Origin of the sequence: Bradyrhizobium sp. SPXBL-02 (assembly GCF_051853065.1) — a bacterium.
Classification (GTDB): domain Bacteria; phylum Pseudomonadota; class Alphaproteobacteria; order Rhizobiales; family Xanthobacteraceae; genus Bradyrhizobium.
Genome location: NZ_CP182474.1, coordinates 6569008 through 6583342 on the forward strand (window position 1 = coordinate 6569008; position 14335 = coordinate 6583342).

Sequence of the window (14335 nt, forward strand, 5' to 3'; positions counted from 1 at the left end):
GCTCAGGTGTTGAGATGACCGGGGATGCGCAGATGTCGGCGCACCACATCGACAAAAGCGGGGTCGCGCTTGGCGGCCCAGACGGCGGCCACGTGGCCGATGAACGAGAGGACCAGACCCGCGATCCAGAGCCGCAGCCCCAGACCCAGGGCTGCCGCAAGCGTACCGTTCACGATGGCAACGGACCGCGGCGCGCCACCCATCAAGATTGGCTCAGTGAGCGCGCGGTGAACGGGTACAAAAAAACCTGCCACCTGATCATCCATCAGACCACCACACCGCCGCCGAACGAGAAGAACGACAGGAAGAAGCTCGAGGCGGCAAACGCGATCGACAGACCGAACACGATCTGGATCAGCCTGCGGAAACCACCTGACGAGTCCCCGAACGCGAGCGTGAGCCCAGTCACAACGATGATGATGACGGCGATGATCTTGGCGACCGGTCCTTCAACCGACTGCAAGATTTGATTGAGTGGCTGCTCCCACGGCATGTTCGAGCCAGCCGCCCATGCGGGCTGAACTGCCAAAAACATGGTGCCGTAGGCGGCTAACGATGTACCTCGAAGAAAGCGAAATTGCTGACGCATGTCAGTCTCCTGCTGTTGAAAGGCTGTAGTCACCGGTGGCACCCAGCCCTGAGACGGCGGCTAGTTCAGCGAGGTGGCGGTCAGCGCCGCGTCCCACCAGCACGGCGACGAGGTTGATGGTCTCGGCGATCAGGGCGCGCGGAACCGTGATGACGGCTTCCTGGATGAGCTGCTCGAGCCGGCGCAGCGCGCCGAGCGCAGTGCCAGCATGGATGGTACCGATGCCGCCGGGATGGCCGGTGCCCCAGGCCTTGAGGAGATCGAGTGCTTCGGCACCTCGGACTTCGCCAATCGGGATGCGGTCAGGACGCAGTCGGAGGGACGAGCGGACGAGATCCGACAGCGTCGCCACGCCGTCCTTGGTCCGCAGCGCTACGAGATTGGGCGCCCTGCACTGCAGCTCGCGGGTGTCCTCGATCAGCACGACACGATCGGAGGTCTTCGCCACCTCGGCCAGAAGCGCATTCGTCAACGTGGTCTTGCCCGTCGATGTCCCGCCAGCGACAAGGATGTTCTTCCGTGCGGCGACCGCGTCCTGCAGGGTCTTGGCCTGCTCCGAGGTCATGATGCGCCTGGCGACGTAGTCGTCGAGCGTAAACACGGCGACGGCGGGCTTGCGGATTGCAAAGGCCGGTGCTGCAACGACCGGAGGCAACAGACCTTCGAAGCGCTCGCCGGTCCCGGGCAGTTCGGCCGAAACCCGTGGCGAGGCGGCATGCACCTCGGCGCCCACATGATGCGCTACCAGGCGAACGATGCGTTCGCCATCCGCTGTCGACAGAGTTTCGCCAGTGTCGATCAGGCCGCTCGACAACCGGTCGATCCACAGCCGCCCATCGGGATTGAGCATCACCTCGATGATCGCTTCGTCTTCGAGGTAGCCGGCAATCGCGGAGCCGAGCGCGCTACGCAGCATTCGCGCACCGCGCGAACTCGCTTCCGATTGAATTGAATGGATTACCACTGTTCGCCCCCACCAAATGAGGACGTCCAACAAGCGTCCTCATGTGGGGATGATTAGAGAAGGCACCGACGAACTTTGCGCAACAAGTGGGTTCGGTGATCGTAGACTGGCGTAGAAAAAGAAAGACTGAAAACCGGTATTTGACGGCTACTCAGTCGCATTGGCTCAGCGCGAGCTGCTGTTCACCACTCCGCATCGTCATCAGCAGGCAGGAGGACGACCGAATTCTCATACAGGCCCACTGACTCAACAGCGTCGGAGATACTAGCAGGCATGAAGAAAGAAATTGAACTCATCCATGAGGCGACGGATCGGCGCCAAGACAGCACGAACCAGGCCAAGGCCGCGATCTGCAATGCGACGTTTAGGCCGAACGCAACTTGATAGGCCTGGACCGGCCGATGACCATCGATCGCGGTCCATTGCTCTAGGATCAGGCCTGTCACGTATTGCGCCAGGAACGCCCAAGCAAAGTGCAAGACGTTTAGGGCGCCGTTGGCACGACCGGCAAGCTCCGGCGGAAAGTAATCTGCTATTACCGCGAAGCTGACCACCGTTGCCGTTCCGGCAATTGCGACAACGGACCAGGGCAAGATGGACGGCAGAGGCAATCGCAGGATCAAAGCTAGTTCGGCTGCGACAAACAGCACCGCAACCGTCGCTAATACCGTCTCCGCCCCGATGCCCCTTCGTTTAACGTAATGAACGGTCATCCCGAACAACAAGGCGCCGCAGCTCAAAACAATCGACATTATGAACAGCTGTCTTACGAGACTTGCCCGATCAAGCCCCTCCACGTCGGTCAGCCATGGTGATGCCCACAGTCCTTGCAGAGACCAGGCTGATCCAATGCAAGTCGCCGAAAATGGGGCCACTCGCCAGAAGCGACGATCGGCAAAAACGGAGCCAAGGGTGGCGCGCGCTGTTGATGGGACAATGACCCGCTCGGGCACCACGACATAGATGAGAATGGCCGTCGCACCGGTGGCGGCCGCCAGGATCTCAAAGAGCTGCCGCCAGCCCGTCCAAGCGAGCAGGTGTTCGACGGGAACCGTAGCGGTCACCGCTCCTAGCGATCCCAGCATGACCATATAGCCGTTCAGCAAAGCAACTCGCTCCCTGGGGAACCAGATGACGATGGACTTCAGTCCAGCCGTCAGCGCTCCAGCAACACCAAACCCGATCATTGCACGCGCGATCAAAAGGGACAGGAAGCCGCTCGATACTGCGAACAGTCCGGCGCCCACTGCTGCGAGCAGGAGCAGAACACTCTGGATGCGGCGCGGACCAAAGCGGTCCAACAATATGCCGATGGGGATCTGCGCCGCCGCGAAAACGAGGAAATAGACCGAGGTAAGCAACCCAAGGTCGGCAGCCCCAAGCCCAGCATCCGAGGTGAGATGACTGGCGATCAAAGCGTTGATCGTTCGAAACAGATACGAAAGATAGTATCCAACCGCAAACGGGAGAAATACGCGCGCGGTGAGGCGCCATGCCCCTGAAATCTGCATGCTGGCCCCTCTTGCTGTCAGCTCGTGCAAGCCGATAGCGTGACTAGCTTTTCGTCGGTGCGGCTAAATCACTGCGGTCGTAGGCTGGCGTAGGAAAAGAAGGGTCGGTGCGTTTGCGCATCCATGACGCTCGGTCAGGATTCGTCGACTGGTTCCTGACGGCGGATATCTTCCGGGATCTCGCGGAGAAAGCTTTGCCCCTTTTGCAGGCGGCGGCCGAGTGCCTCGACAAATCCTTCAAACCGCTCCCGACCTTTTGCTTGCGCGGCCGCCTGCGCGTCATTGGGCAGTGGCGGCGTGATCGTCAGCCAGAACCGTATGAAGAGCGCCAAGCTTTCGGCCGTCAAACCTACGTCGCGCTCCAATCTCTGCATCTGACGCGACAGTCGATCGAGGCGCCGGGCGAACGCTGCCTCCCGCCTGTCTGCTCCGTCGGGTGAAAGAAAGGAGGCAACAGCCGCTTCCACGATCGCAGAGCGGGAAAGCTTCTTGCGATCGGCGAGGTCCGAGATCTGTTTCAGCAACTCCGGCGGAAAGTAGACGTTCATCCGGTCGCGCATATTGCCTCAGAGCTCCATACCGTCATTCGGATCCATAGCGACCTGACGCGCGACGCCACGCATCTGTTGGCGCATGAGCCGTGACTGCCGGACCGCATCCTCGTCATCGTCAAGAACGGCAGCAAATTCCTCTGCCGGCGTTGGTTCGGTCGTTTCCTTGGCGATCGCGACGTGATCAGGGAGTTCTGGCTCACGACGGAGCCCGCTATTCGCCGGATCTTCCTCGGCCTCCGTGGCTCTGTCAGTTGGACCTGCCGTCGGCTTCAACGGTCCGAGCGCTGACCAACCGTCCGTTCGCGATGATCGGCCGGCGCTCGCCGGATTGGGGGGCGGCAGCACCCGCTCGGTGAACCGCCGATCCTCGTAGTAGCGGACCTTCTTCGCCCGGATCGGCGCCGTCCCTGCCACCATGACGATCTCGTCCATCGGCGGAAGCTGCATGACCTCGCCCGGGGTCAGCAGCGGCCTCGCAGTCTCCTGCCGTGAGACCATCAGGTGCCCGAGCCACGGGTTCAGCCTGTGCCCGGCGTAGTTCTTCATCGCGCGCATCTCGGTCGCCGTGCCCAGCGCGTCGGAGACCCGCTTGGCGGTCCGCTCGTCGTTGGTCGCGAAGCTGACCCGGACATGGCAGTTATCGAGGATCGCGTTGTTAGGCCCGTAAGCCTTTTCGATCTGATTGAGAGACTGAGCGATTAGGAAACTCTTGATGCCGTAGCCCGCCATGAAGGCGAGCGCGGATTCGAAGAAATCAAGCCGCCCGAGCGCTGGGAATTCGTCGAGCATCATCAGGACTCGATGCCGGCGGTCGCGGGCGTGCAGATCTTCGGTCAGGCGCCGGCCGATCTGATTCAGCACCAGGCGGATCAGCGGCTTGGTCCGGGAGATATCCGAGGGGGGCACCACAAGGTACAGCGTTGCAAGGCGGCTATCTGCGATCAGATCGGCTATCCGCCAGTCGCAACGGCGGGTCACCTGGGCCACCACGGGATCGCGATAAAGTCCGAGGAACGACATTGCGGTGGACAGGACGCCAGAGCGTTCATTCTCGGACTTGTTGAGGAGTTCGCGTGCGGTCGAGGCGACAACGGGATGGGCGCCCTGCCCGCCAAGATGCGCGGTTGTCATCATCGCCTTTAGTGTCGCCTCGATCGGCCGCTTCGGATCGGACAGGAAGGCCGCCACGCCGGCCAAAGTTTTGTCCGCCTCAGCATAGAGGACATGGAGGATGGCGCCGACCAGGAGCGAATGACTGGTCTTCTCCCAATGGTTCCGCTTGTCGAGTGAGCCTTCGGGGTCGACGAGGACGTCGGCGACGTTCTGGACGTCGCGAACCTCCCACTCCCCGCGCCTGACCTCGAGGAGCGGATTGTAGGCCGAGGATTTCGGATTGGTGGGGTCGAACAACAAGACTCTGCCATGCCGCGAGCGAAAGCCCGCGGTCAGCTGCCAGTTCTCCCCCTTGATGTCATGGACGATGGCCGAGCCGGGCCAAGCCAGCAGGGAGGGGACGACAAGACCGACGCCCTTGCCGGATCGGGTGGGTGCAAAACACAAGACGTGCTCCGGTCCGTCATGGCGAAGGTAGTCGCGGTCGAGCTTGCCGAGGACCACGCCATCCGGACCAAGAAGTCCGGCCGCCCGGACCTCTTCAACATCGGCCCAGCGCGCCGAACCATAGGTCTCGACATTCTTGGCTTCACGCGCCCGCCACACGGACATGCCGATTGCCACCGCGATCGAAACGAAGGTCCCGGACGCTGCGATGAAGGCGCCCTCGACAAAGACCTGCGGCGCATAGGCATCGTAGACGAACCACCACCAGAAGAAGATCGGCGGATAATAGATCTTGAAGCCCAACAGTTCGAACCAGGGTCGCCCAAGCTCGGGTTGCCAGGCGAGCCGCCACGCCGTCCACTCGGTTGCTCCCCAGATGGCCAGCAAGACGATCAGGCCGACAACGATCACCTGCCCCCAGAGGATCTTGGTTCCGGACATCCCGAACCCCTTCCGTAACTGAATTGGAGAGATTGCTAGAGGCCGAGGTCGCGCTTGCGACCAAAGCCCCATTCGATGCCACCGCCGTCCTTCACGACCCCGGTGACGTGTTGGCCGAGCCTCTTCTCGAGTTCGCGCGACCAGGGCACGAGCTGGAAGCCGAGCCCATTATCGATCATGGCGAAACGTCCCGAGGTGAGCGTCAGCCGCTGGCGATACCTGCCCGCCACGTGCTCCCCGGAGACGGCATTCACGCGAATCAGGCCGGTGTCAGCCGAGACCTTCGCTGCCACCTCGTCCAGTTCGCGTCTGCGCAACGTGTCCAGGAGATCGCGCTGCAGGATGATGCGTTGACCCTGTCGCCGCGCCAGGCCTTCCTGGATCAGATGCTCGGTACGGGCTTCCATGGCCTCGCGGGTCTCGCGCCCGAAACCGCCCATGGCGAGCGGCATGGGGTCGCGTTCGACGAGTCTATGGTCGAGCCAGGTGGCCCCTTTTGCAGTAACCTGCCCACCGAGATCGAGATCGGAACGAGTCGCCATTATCAGTGTGGGGCGCGGATCGCCGGTTTGACCGAAGCGTCGGACTTCGACGATGCCGCCGACTGGTGGTGCGTGGTCGAAAGCCTCGAGCCCTCGGAAGCACACGTGGTGCGCGCGTCCGTCTACACCGTCGATCAGGGCGTAGGCCTCGCCAGTCAGCTCGTCATGCAATCCACGGTCGACCAGTCGTCCGAGGATCTGAGATGTCGGCTGTCCGCCCTCGATGACGAAGTCAGCAACGCCGCGCGCTTCCCCACGCTCGGTAAAGGCGCGATGCATGGTCTTGATGATGTCGCCGCGCATGCCGAGGTCGCGCAAGCAACGCTCGGCCTCGAGCCCCACCATCCATCCCCCTGGTGCGGCGGATGCGGCAAGGCCCATCTTCTCCAAATATTGAAGGCGACCGACCATCAGGCGCCGGATCTCGGGATCGGACTTGCCGGAATTCTCCGGCCGAAGATCGATGTAGCCGGTCTCATCGGCCGCCAGCCGGATTTCCCGGTCCAGTCGCGTCCATCGTTCAGCTGTGACTTCCCTCTCCAGCGAATTCCGGATCTCGCGCTCAGGCTTTGGACCCAGTTCGATGGCGACCAGTTCCTCGGCTCGTGAGCGCAGGCCTTGGCTGATGTAGTCGCGGGAGATCACGAGATCGGCCCCTTCCTCATCTACTCCCCGAACGAGAAGATGAACATGAGGGTTGTCGGTGTTCCAATGATCGACAGCCACCCAGTCGAGCCGCGTGCCGAGATCAGCCTCCATCTGCTCGGCGAGATCGCGGGTGAAGGCCTTGAGATCGGTCATGTCGCCCGCATCCTCCGGTGAGACGATGAACCTGAAATGATGCCGGTCGTCCTTGCACCGTTCCGCGAAAGCAGCGCTATCGGCATGGTCGCCGCCGGCATCGAACATCTCGGCCCGCTCACCGCTCCGGGTCACGCCGTCGCGCTTCAGATATGAGAGGTGGGAGGTCATTGGCGCTGAACGGAAGGCTCGCCCCTTATGACGAACCACCCGCGCCTTCACCACGACGCGCCGCGTCGGGCTGAACAATCTGGCGCGGCTAAAGGCGAGGCGCCCCCGGCCGAACGTCGAGCGCCCATAGGCCGCCGAACGCCTGCCAGTCCCGGTCTGACCCGAGGTGTGCCCTGCTCTCTTCGCGGCACGCAGCACCTGATTGATGAAGCTCTTGGGCTTCGGCGCGCGGGTATTGCGAATGCGCCCAGGCCGAATACGCAGGTCGCTGTCGCTCACGCTCACGGCAGGATCTCCCAACGATCAAAATTGCGCACGGTGCCGAAAACGCCTTTGATTGCATTCGTCAAAATGCGAGGCGCGGCACGCGCCCCGACCGACCGGCACGCCAGAACACAAGCCATGCCAATGGCTTGCGGTTCGACAGGCGAGCCCCTTTTATCTCGCCGTCCTGCCGTCGTGGTTTCCCGATCGCCGGTTCCCGGAAGAGCCGCCGCGACTTGGCAGCCAACTCGCGAAGCCCCCACTGCCTCCGAGCGCTTGCGATAGCGATCGTTACCCGAAGGGCCGAGACACCCGAAGGGTGGCTCGGTGAGGAGCGAAGCGACGAGTAGAGCGCGGGCCGAAGGCATCGCCCACACGCCATCAGCTTGCGAACTCGCACAGTTAGTCATTGCGATGCTCCCGAATCCAATCGAGGGACGAACACGCCAATAGATTGAGGAGCCATGGGCGACACTTCGTGCACTGAGATTGCAGTCGTGACACCGCCCGACGGCACAAGCGCCAGCAACCGATCACGCGGTTCCATGAGATCGGATCGCGTGACGAATAGCGTCGCAGTTGATGATGACGGTCCGCTGGACGTCCACCTCGGCGGCAGTTCGATGGCAAGTAGATTTGCAAGCTTTGCGACGTATGCTCGCGTCTCGTCTGGCAGAGAGCCGCCTGCGAGATGCTCTTCATAGCGAGATGGTCCCGCGTTGTAGGCGGCAAACACGCCAGGTGAGCCATACCGATCGAGCAGTTCGCGCAAGTACGCCGTCCCGGCCAGAACGTTGTCGTGCGGGTCGTAGGGGTCGTTCCCGAGCTTGTAGCGCTCGCGAAGATCCGTCCAAGTCGCCGGCATGATTTGCATCAGGCCCATTGCGCCTTTTGGCGATCTGGCGCGCACGTCACCAGCACTCTCGATGCTTTGGATTGACCGGATCCAGTTCGGCGCAATTCCAAAGCGTTGAGAGGCTTCATTGATGAAGCCGGCAAATGAGTCTGCGGTCTGACTGATCGCCAGCTGGGCGGCTGATCCGCTCTGGGCCAAAGCAGCGCTGTCGAACGCGGTCTGAAGAAGCATCAGGGATACGACAGCACAAACGCGCGTGCCCAACCGACCCGAGCACGCGGTCGGGCTCGCGCCAGCCTTGCAGACATCGATCGAGACAGAGCAATGATCCCGCAAACGATCGAACAAGGGAATGGCGAGGAGAACACGTCGAATACGCACGATCACTCCTCCCAGGTCCACACCGGCACCGCACGACCGATCACGCTAGATGCCGGAAGAAATCCAAAATACCGGCCATCAAGGGAGTCGTCCGACTGCCAGTTCATCAGAAACAGTTCGTCGTCGCCGACGACGCGGCAGCCCTGCCATTTCGGCAGCGGCCGGCCGCGTCCATCGCGATCCCGCGCTTCGCCCACCGCGATGGTATCGACCAAAATCGTGAGCTCGCTCCTGCAAACCGTCTGCCCTGGTAGCGCCAAGACTCGCTTGAGCATGGGGACACCGACGGGCAAATAGCCGTTAAGGTCGAGGAAGGTCGCCAGCGGCTCCGGCGGCTGCACAGCGACCAATTCAGTGACTTGGAATTGGTCCGCCGGTCGGAGGCGGTAGAGACCGATCGGCACGCTCGCGGATGCGTTCCAGATGTAAAGCGGAAGCGGCTCCAGGACGATTGTCGCGATGAGCGCAGTAGCGACCCCAATCGTCACGGCCAGCATCATGAGGCGGCCCATCATCGCATCACCTTTTGGCGATGAAGCCAGGCCTGATGGCGCGCTTTCGTATAGGGGCGCGGGTTTTCGTTGACGGACAGGCGGTTATGAACGTGATGCCAATGATCAGGCGCGACATCAGCTGGTTCGATGCCGAGTGCCTCAACGGCATCGGTCATTTGCAGCACTCGCTCAACCTTCGGCCAGCCGGACAGACGCAGCAAAATCTCTCCGCCGGGTGTTACATAAGGGACAGTCGAGCAGCGCTGTCCAGGCGCGACCGCGCGCAAGATATCGATCCGCGAAATGATCGTCCCAAAGTCGTTCGAGGTCCATCGGACGAAGGCAAAGATGCTGCCGGGCGCAAATGACAGGACGCGCCGATGGCGATCAAGCTTCCGTTCCGCAACAACTCGACCGAACCGAATGCGGTTTTCGATACGCTTCTCAAGCCACAGAACTTCCACTTCCGTGAGATCGCTCATGCCGCGGCTCCCTGACGCTGGAGTTGGCAGCCGTAAGCATGGGGTTCGGCGAATAGCGTATGCGACTTGGAGAGCCAAACAGGACTGGCGGCCTGCTGCTGCCGATCGCCTCCAACGAGTTTTTCGGCCTGGTGCGTTAGAAGAAATCCGAAGGATTTCTGGTTAGTAAAGTTAGAGCGGCCGGAAAGCGCGGAGAAACAAGCTCTTAAGCCCGATTCCGGTCCCCGATAGCACGAGGATCGGGTCCCCGATAGCACGAGGGTCGCGGTCCCCGATAGCACGAGCGGATTCACAGGTTGTCCTCCGAATTTGGAATGAGACCGCGCCGACGCAAGCGTGCGGTTAAAGGATCAACAGGCGTAGGCGCGAAGTTCAGCCGCTCGGTGCCATCAGGATCGCGCGTGAGCACGAGCTGATAGCCGGGCAATGTCTGACGCTGGACGATCTGACGCACGTCGTAAGCAAAATGCTTGAGCGGCGAGAGGATGCCCGATTTGGCATGGAGATGCAGAAGGTCAAAGCTCCAGCCCCCATCCTGGCGGCCGCCGTGCTTGCGCACGAGGCGGTAGAGCCACCGCTCAAGTCCGCCCGTGAGCTCGAAATAGGCGCGGTCGATCGTCAGCACGAGCGCGTCGTCGATGACGCCGGCGTAGAACCAATCCGGCAGGATCAGCTCGAGCCCGAATGGGCGGCCATTTGCATCCGCCGTCTCCTTCCACTCGTTGATCCAGGAGAAGCGATGGCGTCGCCGTTCTGCCGGTTGACGGATCGACGTCAGCACGGTCGTTGACTGAAGTCTGTCAAGACCAGCCTTCAGGCGGTCATAGTCACGTGCGCTGGTGCCGCGGCCCACAAATGTCAAAATCTCGTAAGGCGTTGCAGCCATCAGGCGCGACGTCTTCAAGCCAGTATCACGGGCTTGGACGATCTGGGACGCGGCCCAGATCAGAACGTCTGCATCCCAGATCGTCGCCATGCCGTGTTCCGGCACGGCTTCGACACGAATTGAGATCGCACCCGCGCGGAAATCGATCGGCACAATCCGTTTGGTTTTTGCGAGGGAAAAGAACGGGTAGGCCATCAAATCCTGTGCATCGCGTGGCGCGAGATCACCGGGCAGCGCCCGAAAGAGCTCAAGCTGATCGCGCTCGGAATGGAGTTTGCGCCGCATGGTCACTGCTCTCGCGAGGCGGTCAGCGGCGTTCCTGGCCCGCATACGGGCGCAGCGCGGGATGCTTCTTGGCGGGCAGCACGGTCCCCTTGCCGGGATCCGATGTCGACGTCTTGGCGCCGCGGTCGGCCCACGCTTTCAGGTCATCGACGGCGTAGACGACACGTCCGCCAATCTTCCGATATGTCGGTCCGGTGCCGTACGTGCGGTGCTTCTCCAGCGTGCGGCCGGACAGACCAAGGTAACGCGCGGCCTCAGGCGTACGCAGGAATCGCGGGGGGAGACCGGCCATCGGATCGGGCATTTGAGAACTCCAGGATGACAGCGCACTACGCTTGGCTAGGCCGGCGTGTGTGCGGTCATCATGGAGGAGCAGGATCTCGGAGGGTGATGCCGAATATGGAGGGGGCGGTCTTCGGCACCCCTCGGGGACTGCACTACTCGTCCCTGCGCCCAGGCCGCAGAAGTTTGCGGTAACCACCGCGCATCAACGCGAGGCCGCCTTGCACCAGGCGGATTGTTCGATTGCGCAGGTCATGCGTCTTCCAGGCGCGATCGGGGATGCGTTTCTTGCCGAACATTACTTCGGCGATAACGCGATAGCTTGCGCCCGCGCCGTGCGCGTCGAGCGCACGGATCGCAGCCCTCAAGCGCTCGCACCGCTGTTTCGACAGTTGATGAAAGGCAGGACCTGGCGCGCGTCCATTGATCGCACGCCACAACCGCCGGGCTGCATAGGCGCGCGCTTCCAAATCGCCATCAAACGGCAACTCGGCCGCATATGATGCGCCGAGCACCGGCGCGTCTTTAGACCAGACGCGGTGATCTACCGCGCCAATCCGCAGCACGGCATGCCAGCCGTCGACAGCGCGGCGCATCTGGCCAGCCGTAAGGTCGAGCAGTGGCTGAGACGACGACCTGCTGTCCGCCGCCGTTGCCACCTTGACCGGAACGACCGCCGCTAAAACCTCAGGCGCCCAAAAGATCGTCTGTTCGTCGAAGGACCTCTGCGGGTCATGGGCGAAAGCAGAGACCCCACCTCCTCCTGAATTCTGCGGTCACTTCGCCATCAGGACTACTGGCGATCATCGCCTCATATTCGCGTCGATAGTCCGCATTGCGGCGAAGACATTCCCAAGCGATGTCGGTGATTTCAGCGTCTTGTAGGCTCTTATAGGATTCCGGCGACCGCCAGTCGAATTCAGGCATTGCTTCCGCCCCATTGCACGCTGCTAACAACGATTGCGCCGCAATAGGTATGAACGAGGCGGTTGTAGGAAGCCCCTAGTTTGGCACCACGTGGTGCACTGGAATGACCACCGGTCAGCAAAAGAAAATAGTTCTGCCTGCAAGTCGGCAGCCGACGGTTTTCTTCTATTTTGAGCCGGTGCCGCGCAAGAGGCGTCCCTGCTCGGTCACCCATTTCGCGCGCGCGAGATGACTCTGATATGCGGTCCGCGCACGATCCGGCTCTCGCACCGGATCGATATGCAGCACGATTCGAGCGACTTCCATCCAGTCAGCTCCTTCGCTTTCGGCCTGCAGAAGGCGCATGTAGGTCACCACATGCCGCTCATCGTAGGCAGTGAGAATTTGATCTGCAGGCGCAGCATCGGCGACGTCTGGGTCGAGCGGTGGCTTCCTCATAAGACTCCACGCCTTAGATTAGACAATTTCTAACACGCGGGCCGGAAGGAGCAGAAGCGTTAAAACTGTCGCGGGAGCCGCCCGGAGGGTGTTTTGTCGAGAATACTCCGTGGTGAAATACTCTTCAAGGACATGCCCTCTCGCGTATGGATATACGCGAGATACTTGCAATCAATTTGCGGAAGCTCCGGCAGGCCCGTGGCCTGTCACAGGAGGAATTGGCTCATCGTGCTGAAATTGACCGCACTTATATCAGCGCACTCGAGCGAAGCGTTTATGCGGCGGGTATTGACGTTGTCGATCGGCTCGCGCGCAGCCTGGGTGTCGAGGCCGCCGACCTGCTCACTCGCCCGCCCACAAGCACCAAGAAAAGGACTCGGGGGCAGGCCGAGTGATTGATGCCGAGTCGCTCGATCCGGCGGCCGGTTCGCGCTCACTGACGCCTGGAAGGATGAGAAGCCCCGCCCGGCGGACCGGACGGGGCTTGGTGGAGTGGCCTTACTCACCGGTCTTGCGCGGCCGCGACCAGAGCAGGGTGTAGCCTTCACCGCCTTCGTCGTCGAATAGGTTGGCGTAGATCGGCGCGTTGAACGAGGGGTCGTCGAGCTTGAGCGAGAGGTAGTCGCGGCCCTCTTCGGAGCGCTTCGACCAGGCCGCGCCGATCTCCGCGCGCCCCACATAGATGCGGTGGCTGGGAGCGTTGTCGTTGGATCGGTTGGTCTCGGCGACGATGCGGACGCCCTTGGCCTTCAGGCTCAGGGTCACGATCCCGCCCTGGAATTCGTTACCGACCTTCTTGAAAGAACCGATGTTAGCCATGTCACTTCTCCTGTTGTGTTTCGAGCCCGCGACCACCGCGGCCTCGATGGCGATCTAGGGCCGAGGACGATCGGCGACGCACCCGCTCGGGCCGGAGCGCAGCGGAGGACGTCGTTGTGGCGACTTTCTTGTCTCGCGAGGAATGGGCGAAGCCCAGGGGAAGAAAGTCGCATCAACGGCGTTGCGGCTCAGACGATCGAGGCGAAGCCGGTCTTCGGCCAGATCAAGCCATCAACGAGGCCACGTGCGTCCGCGTGCTGAACCACAATGTCTGGAGAAGCGTGGCTATCTCGGTTTTGATGAACAAGAGGTCGGAACGATTCAGCGTGGAAAGAGAAACAATCTGCTGCAAGGGGCGGCATCGTCTCCCACGAACGGATTGAGGCAACACCGCTCCGCCGCGGCTGCGTGGGCCAGACCGGATGCCGGCGGCTTGATCGAGGAGTTCGGAGGAGGATTGCCTCTCCCGCGATCAGGCCTTGTTCATCGCTCAGCGCGCCGATCTACGCGAACCTATTCGACGACGAAGGCGGTGAACGGTCATCCCCTCGGGCCATGCGGCCGTTAGAACTGCTTAGGACGGGTTCTCCACCACCCCGCCCTGCTCGAACGGGCGGGACTTCGCCAAAACCATCAAGCGCGTCCATGACGTAACGCCAATGCAGACTGCGCCGAGGTAAGCGAAGACCTCACGCCAAGCCGGCGAAGGCACTCCGATATCGGACACCGCGAACACCACATGATAACCGGCGACAGCGGCGGGAACAGCAAATGCTGTCGCGATCGCGATGCGCAAGGCCGAGGGCCGACTAACAGCAAAGACGACCTGGCCGAGGAAAAGCGTCAGCGCACCGCCGGCTGTTCCGATAAGCAGCGCGCCAACGAGGCCGGCGCCGCTCTGCAACGCCGTCATCCCGATACTCAGCGCGACGAAAAACGGCAGGGCATACACTGCGAGCGCGAAAATCGCCCAGCAGAATAGGCCGATGCCGAGTGCGTTGAGAACAAGCCCAATAGCGAGCATGGTGGTGGCTCCATGTGCATAGATGTACCAGTTGCGCCTTCCACCACCACCACGGCGCAACCTG

The 14335-nt window shown here is 61.8% G+C and carries 18 protein-coding genes; 1 reads left to right on the forward strand and 17 read right to left on the reverse strand.

The window, feature by feature from the left end; all coding sequences use genetic code 11:
- Positions 1-2 precede the first annotated feature (2 nt).
- The 15 genes from ACNJYD_RS30635 to ACNJYD_RS30705 form a co-directional block, all read right to left on the reverse strand.
- Positions 3-266, reverse strand: coding sequence for a VirB3 family type IV secretion system protein (locus ACNJYD_RS30635; protein WP_439364200.1), 264 nt, complete (start codon positions 264-266; stop codon positions 3-5).
- On the reverse strand, positions 266-589 hold the full coding sequence (locus ACNJYD_RS30640; protein WP_439364201.1) for a TrbC/VirB2 family protein: 324 nt from the start codon (positions 587-589) through the stop codon (positions 266-268). The genes ACNJYD_RS30635 and ACNJYD_RS30640 overlap by 1 nt, the downstream gene beginning before the upstream one ends.
- A gap of 1 nt (position 590) precedes the next feature.
- Positions 591-1505, reverse strand: coding sequence for a P-type conjugative transfer ATPase TrbB (gene trbB / locus ACNJYD_RS30645; RefSeq protein WP_439364202.1), 915 nt, complete (start codon positions 1503-1505; stop codon positions 591-593).
- A gap of 230 nt (positions 1506-1735) precedes the next feature.
- Positions 1736-3064 (reverse strand): MFS transporter, encoded by a 1329-nt coding sequence (locus ACNJYD_RS30650; RefSeq protein WP_439364203.1) that lies wholly within the window; start codon positions 3062-3064, stop codon positions 1736-1738.
- 134 nt (positions 3065-3198) lie between these two features.
- A complete protein-coding gene (locus ACNJYD_RS30655) occupies positions 3199-3624 on the reverse strand; it encodes a CopG family transcriptional regulator (RefSeq protein WP_439364204.1) in 426 nt (141 codons plus the stop codon).
- 6 nt (positions 3625-3630) lie between these two features.
- Positions 3631-5619: a conjugal transfer protein TraG gene (locus ACNJYD_RS30660; RefSeq protein WP_439364205.1), complete on the reverse strand. Its 1989-nt coding sequence runs from the start codon at positions 5617-5619 to the stop codon at positions 3631-3633.
- Positions 5620-5654: 35 nt separating this feature from the next.
- Positions 5655-7418 carry a relaxase/mobilization nuclease domain-containing protein gene (locus ACNJYD_RS30665; protein WP_439364206.1) on the reverse strand — a complete coding sequence of 588 codons (1764 nt, stop codon included), beginning with the start codon at positions 7416-7418 and terminating at the stop codon, positions 5655-5657.
- A gap of 385 nt (positions 7419-7803) precedes the next feature.
- Positions 7804-8634, reverse strand: a complete 831-nt coding sequence (locus ACNJYD_RS30670) for a lytic transglycosylase domain-containing protein (protein WP_439367535.1) — start codon at positions 8632-8634, stop codon at positions 7804-7806.
- A 2-nt stretch (positions 8635-8636) separates the two neighbouring features.
- Entirely contained in the window at positions 8637-9149 is a 513-nt protein-coding gene (locus tag ACNJYD_RS30675; RefSeq protein WP_439364207.1) for a S26 family signal peptidase, read from the reverse strand.
- Positions 9146-9610: a DUF2840 domain-containing protein gene (locus ACNJYD_RS30680; protein WP_439364208.1), complete on the reverse strand. Its 465-nt coding sequence runs from the start codon at positions 9608-9610 to the stop codon at positions 9146-9148. Before ACNJYD_RS30680 ends, ACNJYD_RS30675 begins: the two co-directional genes overlap by 4 nt.
- 289 nt (positions 9611-9899) lie before the next feature.
- Positions 9900-10781 carry a replication initiator protein A gene (locus ACNJYD_RS30685; RefSeq protein ID WP_439364209.1) on the reverse strand — a complete coding sequence of 294 codons (882 nt, stop codon included), beginning with the start codon at positions 10779-10781 and terminating at the stop codon, positions 9900-9902.
- Between the two features lie 22 nt (positions 10782-10803).
- On the reverse strand, positions 10804-11085 hold the full coding sequence (locus tag ACNJYD_RS30690; RefSeq protein ID WP_008561544.1) for a helix-turn-helix transcriptional regulator: 282 nt from the start codon (positions 11083-11085) through the stop codon (positions 10804-10806).
- A gap of 133 nt (positions 11086-11218) precedes the next feature.
- Entirely contained in the window at positions 11219-11659 is a 441-nt protein-coding gene (locus ACNJYD_RS30695; RefSeq protein ID WP_439364210.1) for a DUF2285 domain-containing protein, read from the reverse strand.
- Between the two features lie 136 nt (positions 11660-11795).
- Positions 11796-11990, reverse strand: coding sequence for a transcriptional regulator domain-containing protein (locus tag ACNJYD_RS30700; RefSeq protein ID WP_246515662.1), 195 nt, complete (start codon positions 11988-11990; stop codon positions 11796-11798).
- A gap of 165 nt (positions 11991-12155) precedes the next feature.
- Positions 12156-12428, reverse strand: coding sequence for a DUF2285 domain-containing protein (locus tag ACNJYD_RS30705; RefSeq protein ID WP_439364211.1), 273 nt, complete (start codon positions 12426-12428; stop codon positions 12156-12158).
- 146 nt (positions 12429-12574) lie between these two features.
- Between ACNJYD_RS30705 and ACNJYD_RS30710 the strand changes: the two genes are divergently transcribed.
- A complete protein-coding gene (locus tag ACNJYD_RS30710) occupies positions 12575-12823 on the forward strand; it encodes a helix-turn-helix domain-containing protein (protein ID WP_024337241.1) in 249 nt (82 codons plus the stop codon).
- A 103-nt stretch (positions 12824-12926) separates the two neighbouring features.
- Here the strand turns inward: ACNJYD_RS30710 and ACNJYD_RS30715 are convergent, their stop codons facing one another.
- Together ACNJYD_RS30715 and ACNJYD_RS30720 are read right to left on the reverse strand one after the other, a co-directional pair.
- Complete coding sequence (locus tag ACNJYD_RS30715) at positions 12927-13247, reverse strand: DUF736 domain-containing protein (RefSeq protein ID WP_439364212.1); 321 nt, start codon at positions 13245-13247, stop codon at positions 12927-12929.
- A 574-nt stretch (positions 13248-13821) separates the two neighbouring features.
- A complete protein-coding gene (locus ACNJYD_RS30720; protein WP_439364213.1) occupies positions 13822-14271 on the reverse strand; it encodes a hypothetical protein in 450 nt (149 codons plus the stop codon).
- Positions 14272-14335: the final 64 nt, after the last annotated feature.

Excerpts from the sequence above, each read along its gene's own strand:
- ACNJYD_RS30685 (WP_439364209.1), bottom strand. The coding sequence starts at position 10,781 with ATGCGGCGCAAACTCCATTCCGAGCGCGATCAGCTTGAGCTCTTTCGG.
- ACNJYD_RS30715 (WP_439364212.1), bottom strand. The coding sequence starts at position 13,247 with ATGGCTAACATCGGTTCTTTCAAGAAGGTCGGTAACGAATTCCAGGGC.
- ACNJYD_RS30675 (WP_439364207.1), bottom strand. The coding sequence starts at position 9,149 with ATGATGGGCCGCCTCATGATGCTGGCCGTGACGATTGGGGTCGCTACT.
- ACNJYD_RS30705 (WP_439364211.1), bottom strand. The coding sequence starts at position 12,428 with ATGAGGAAGCCACCGCTCGACCCAGACGTCGCCGATGCTGCGCCTGCA.
- ACNJYD_RS30680 (WP_439364208.1), bottom strand. The coding sequence starts at position 9,610 with ATGAGCGATCTCACGGAAGTGGAAGTTCTGTGGCTTGAGAAGCGTATC.
- ACNJYD_RS30650 (WP_439364203.1), bottom strand. The coding sequence starts at position 3,064 with ATGCAGATTTCAGGGGCATGGCGCCTCACCGCGCGCGTATTTCTCCCG.
- ACNJYD_RS30655 (WP_439364204.1), bottom strand. The coding sequence starts at position 3,624 with ATGCGCGACCGGATGAACGTCTACTTTCCGCCGGAGTTGCTGAAACAG.
- ACNJYD_RS30660 (WP_439364205.1), bottom strand. The coding sequence starts at position 5,619 with ATGTCCGGAACCAAGATCCTCTGGGGGCAGGTGATCGTTGTCGGCCTG.
- ACNJYD_RS30635 (WP_439364200.1), bottom strand. The coding sequence starts at position 266 with ATGGATGATCAGGTGGCAGGTTTTTTTGTACCCGTTCACCGCGCGCTC.
- ACNJYD_RS30690 (WP_008561544.1), bottom strand. The coding sequence starts at position 11,085 with ATGCCCGATCCGATGGCCGGTCTCCCCCCGCGATTCCTGCGTACGCCT.
- ACNJYD_RS30720 (WP_439364213.1), bottom strand. The coding sequence starts at position 14,271 with ATGCTCGCTATTGGGCTTGTTCTCAACGCACTCGGCATCGGCCTATTC.
- ACNJYD_RS30695 (WP_439364210.1), bottom strand. The coding sequence starts at position 11,659 with ATGCGCCGCGCTGTCGACGGCTGGCATGCCGTGCTGCGGATTGGCGCG.
- ACNJYD_RS30700 (WP_246515662.1), bottom strand. The coding sequence starts at position 11,990 with ATGCCTGAATTCGACTGGCGGTCGCCGGAATCCTATAAGAGCCTACAA.
- ACNJYD_RS30710 (WP_024337241.1), top strand. The coding sequence starts at position 12,575 with ATGGATATACGCGAGATACTTGCAATCAATTTGCGGAAGCTCCGGCAG.
- ACNJYD_RS30640 (WP_439364201.1), bottom strand. The coding sequence starts at position 589 with ATGCGTCAGCAATTTCGCTTTCTTCGAGGTACATCGTTAGCCGCCTAC.
- trbB (WP_439364202.1), bottom strand. The coding sequence starts at position 1,505 with ATGCTGCGTAGCGCGCTCGGCTCCGCGATTGCCGGCTACCTCGAAGAC.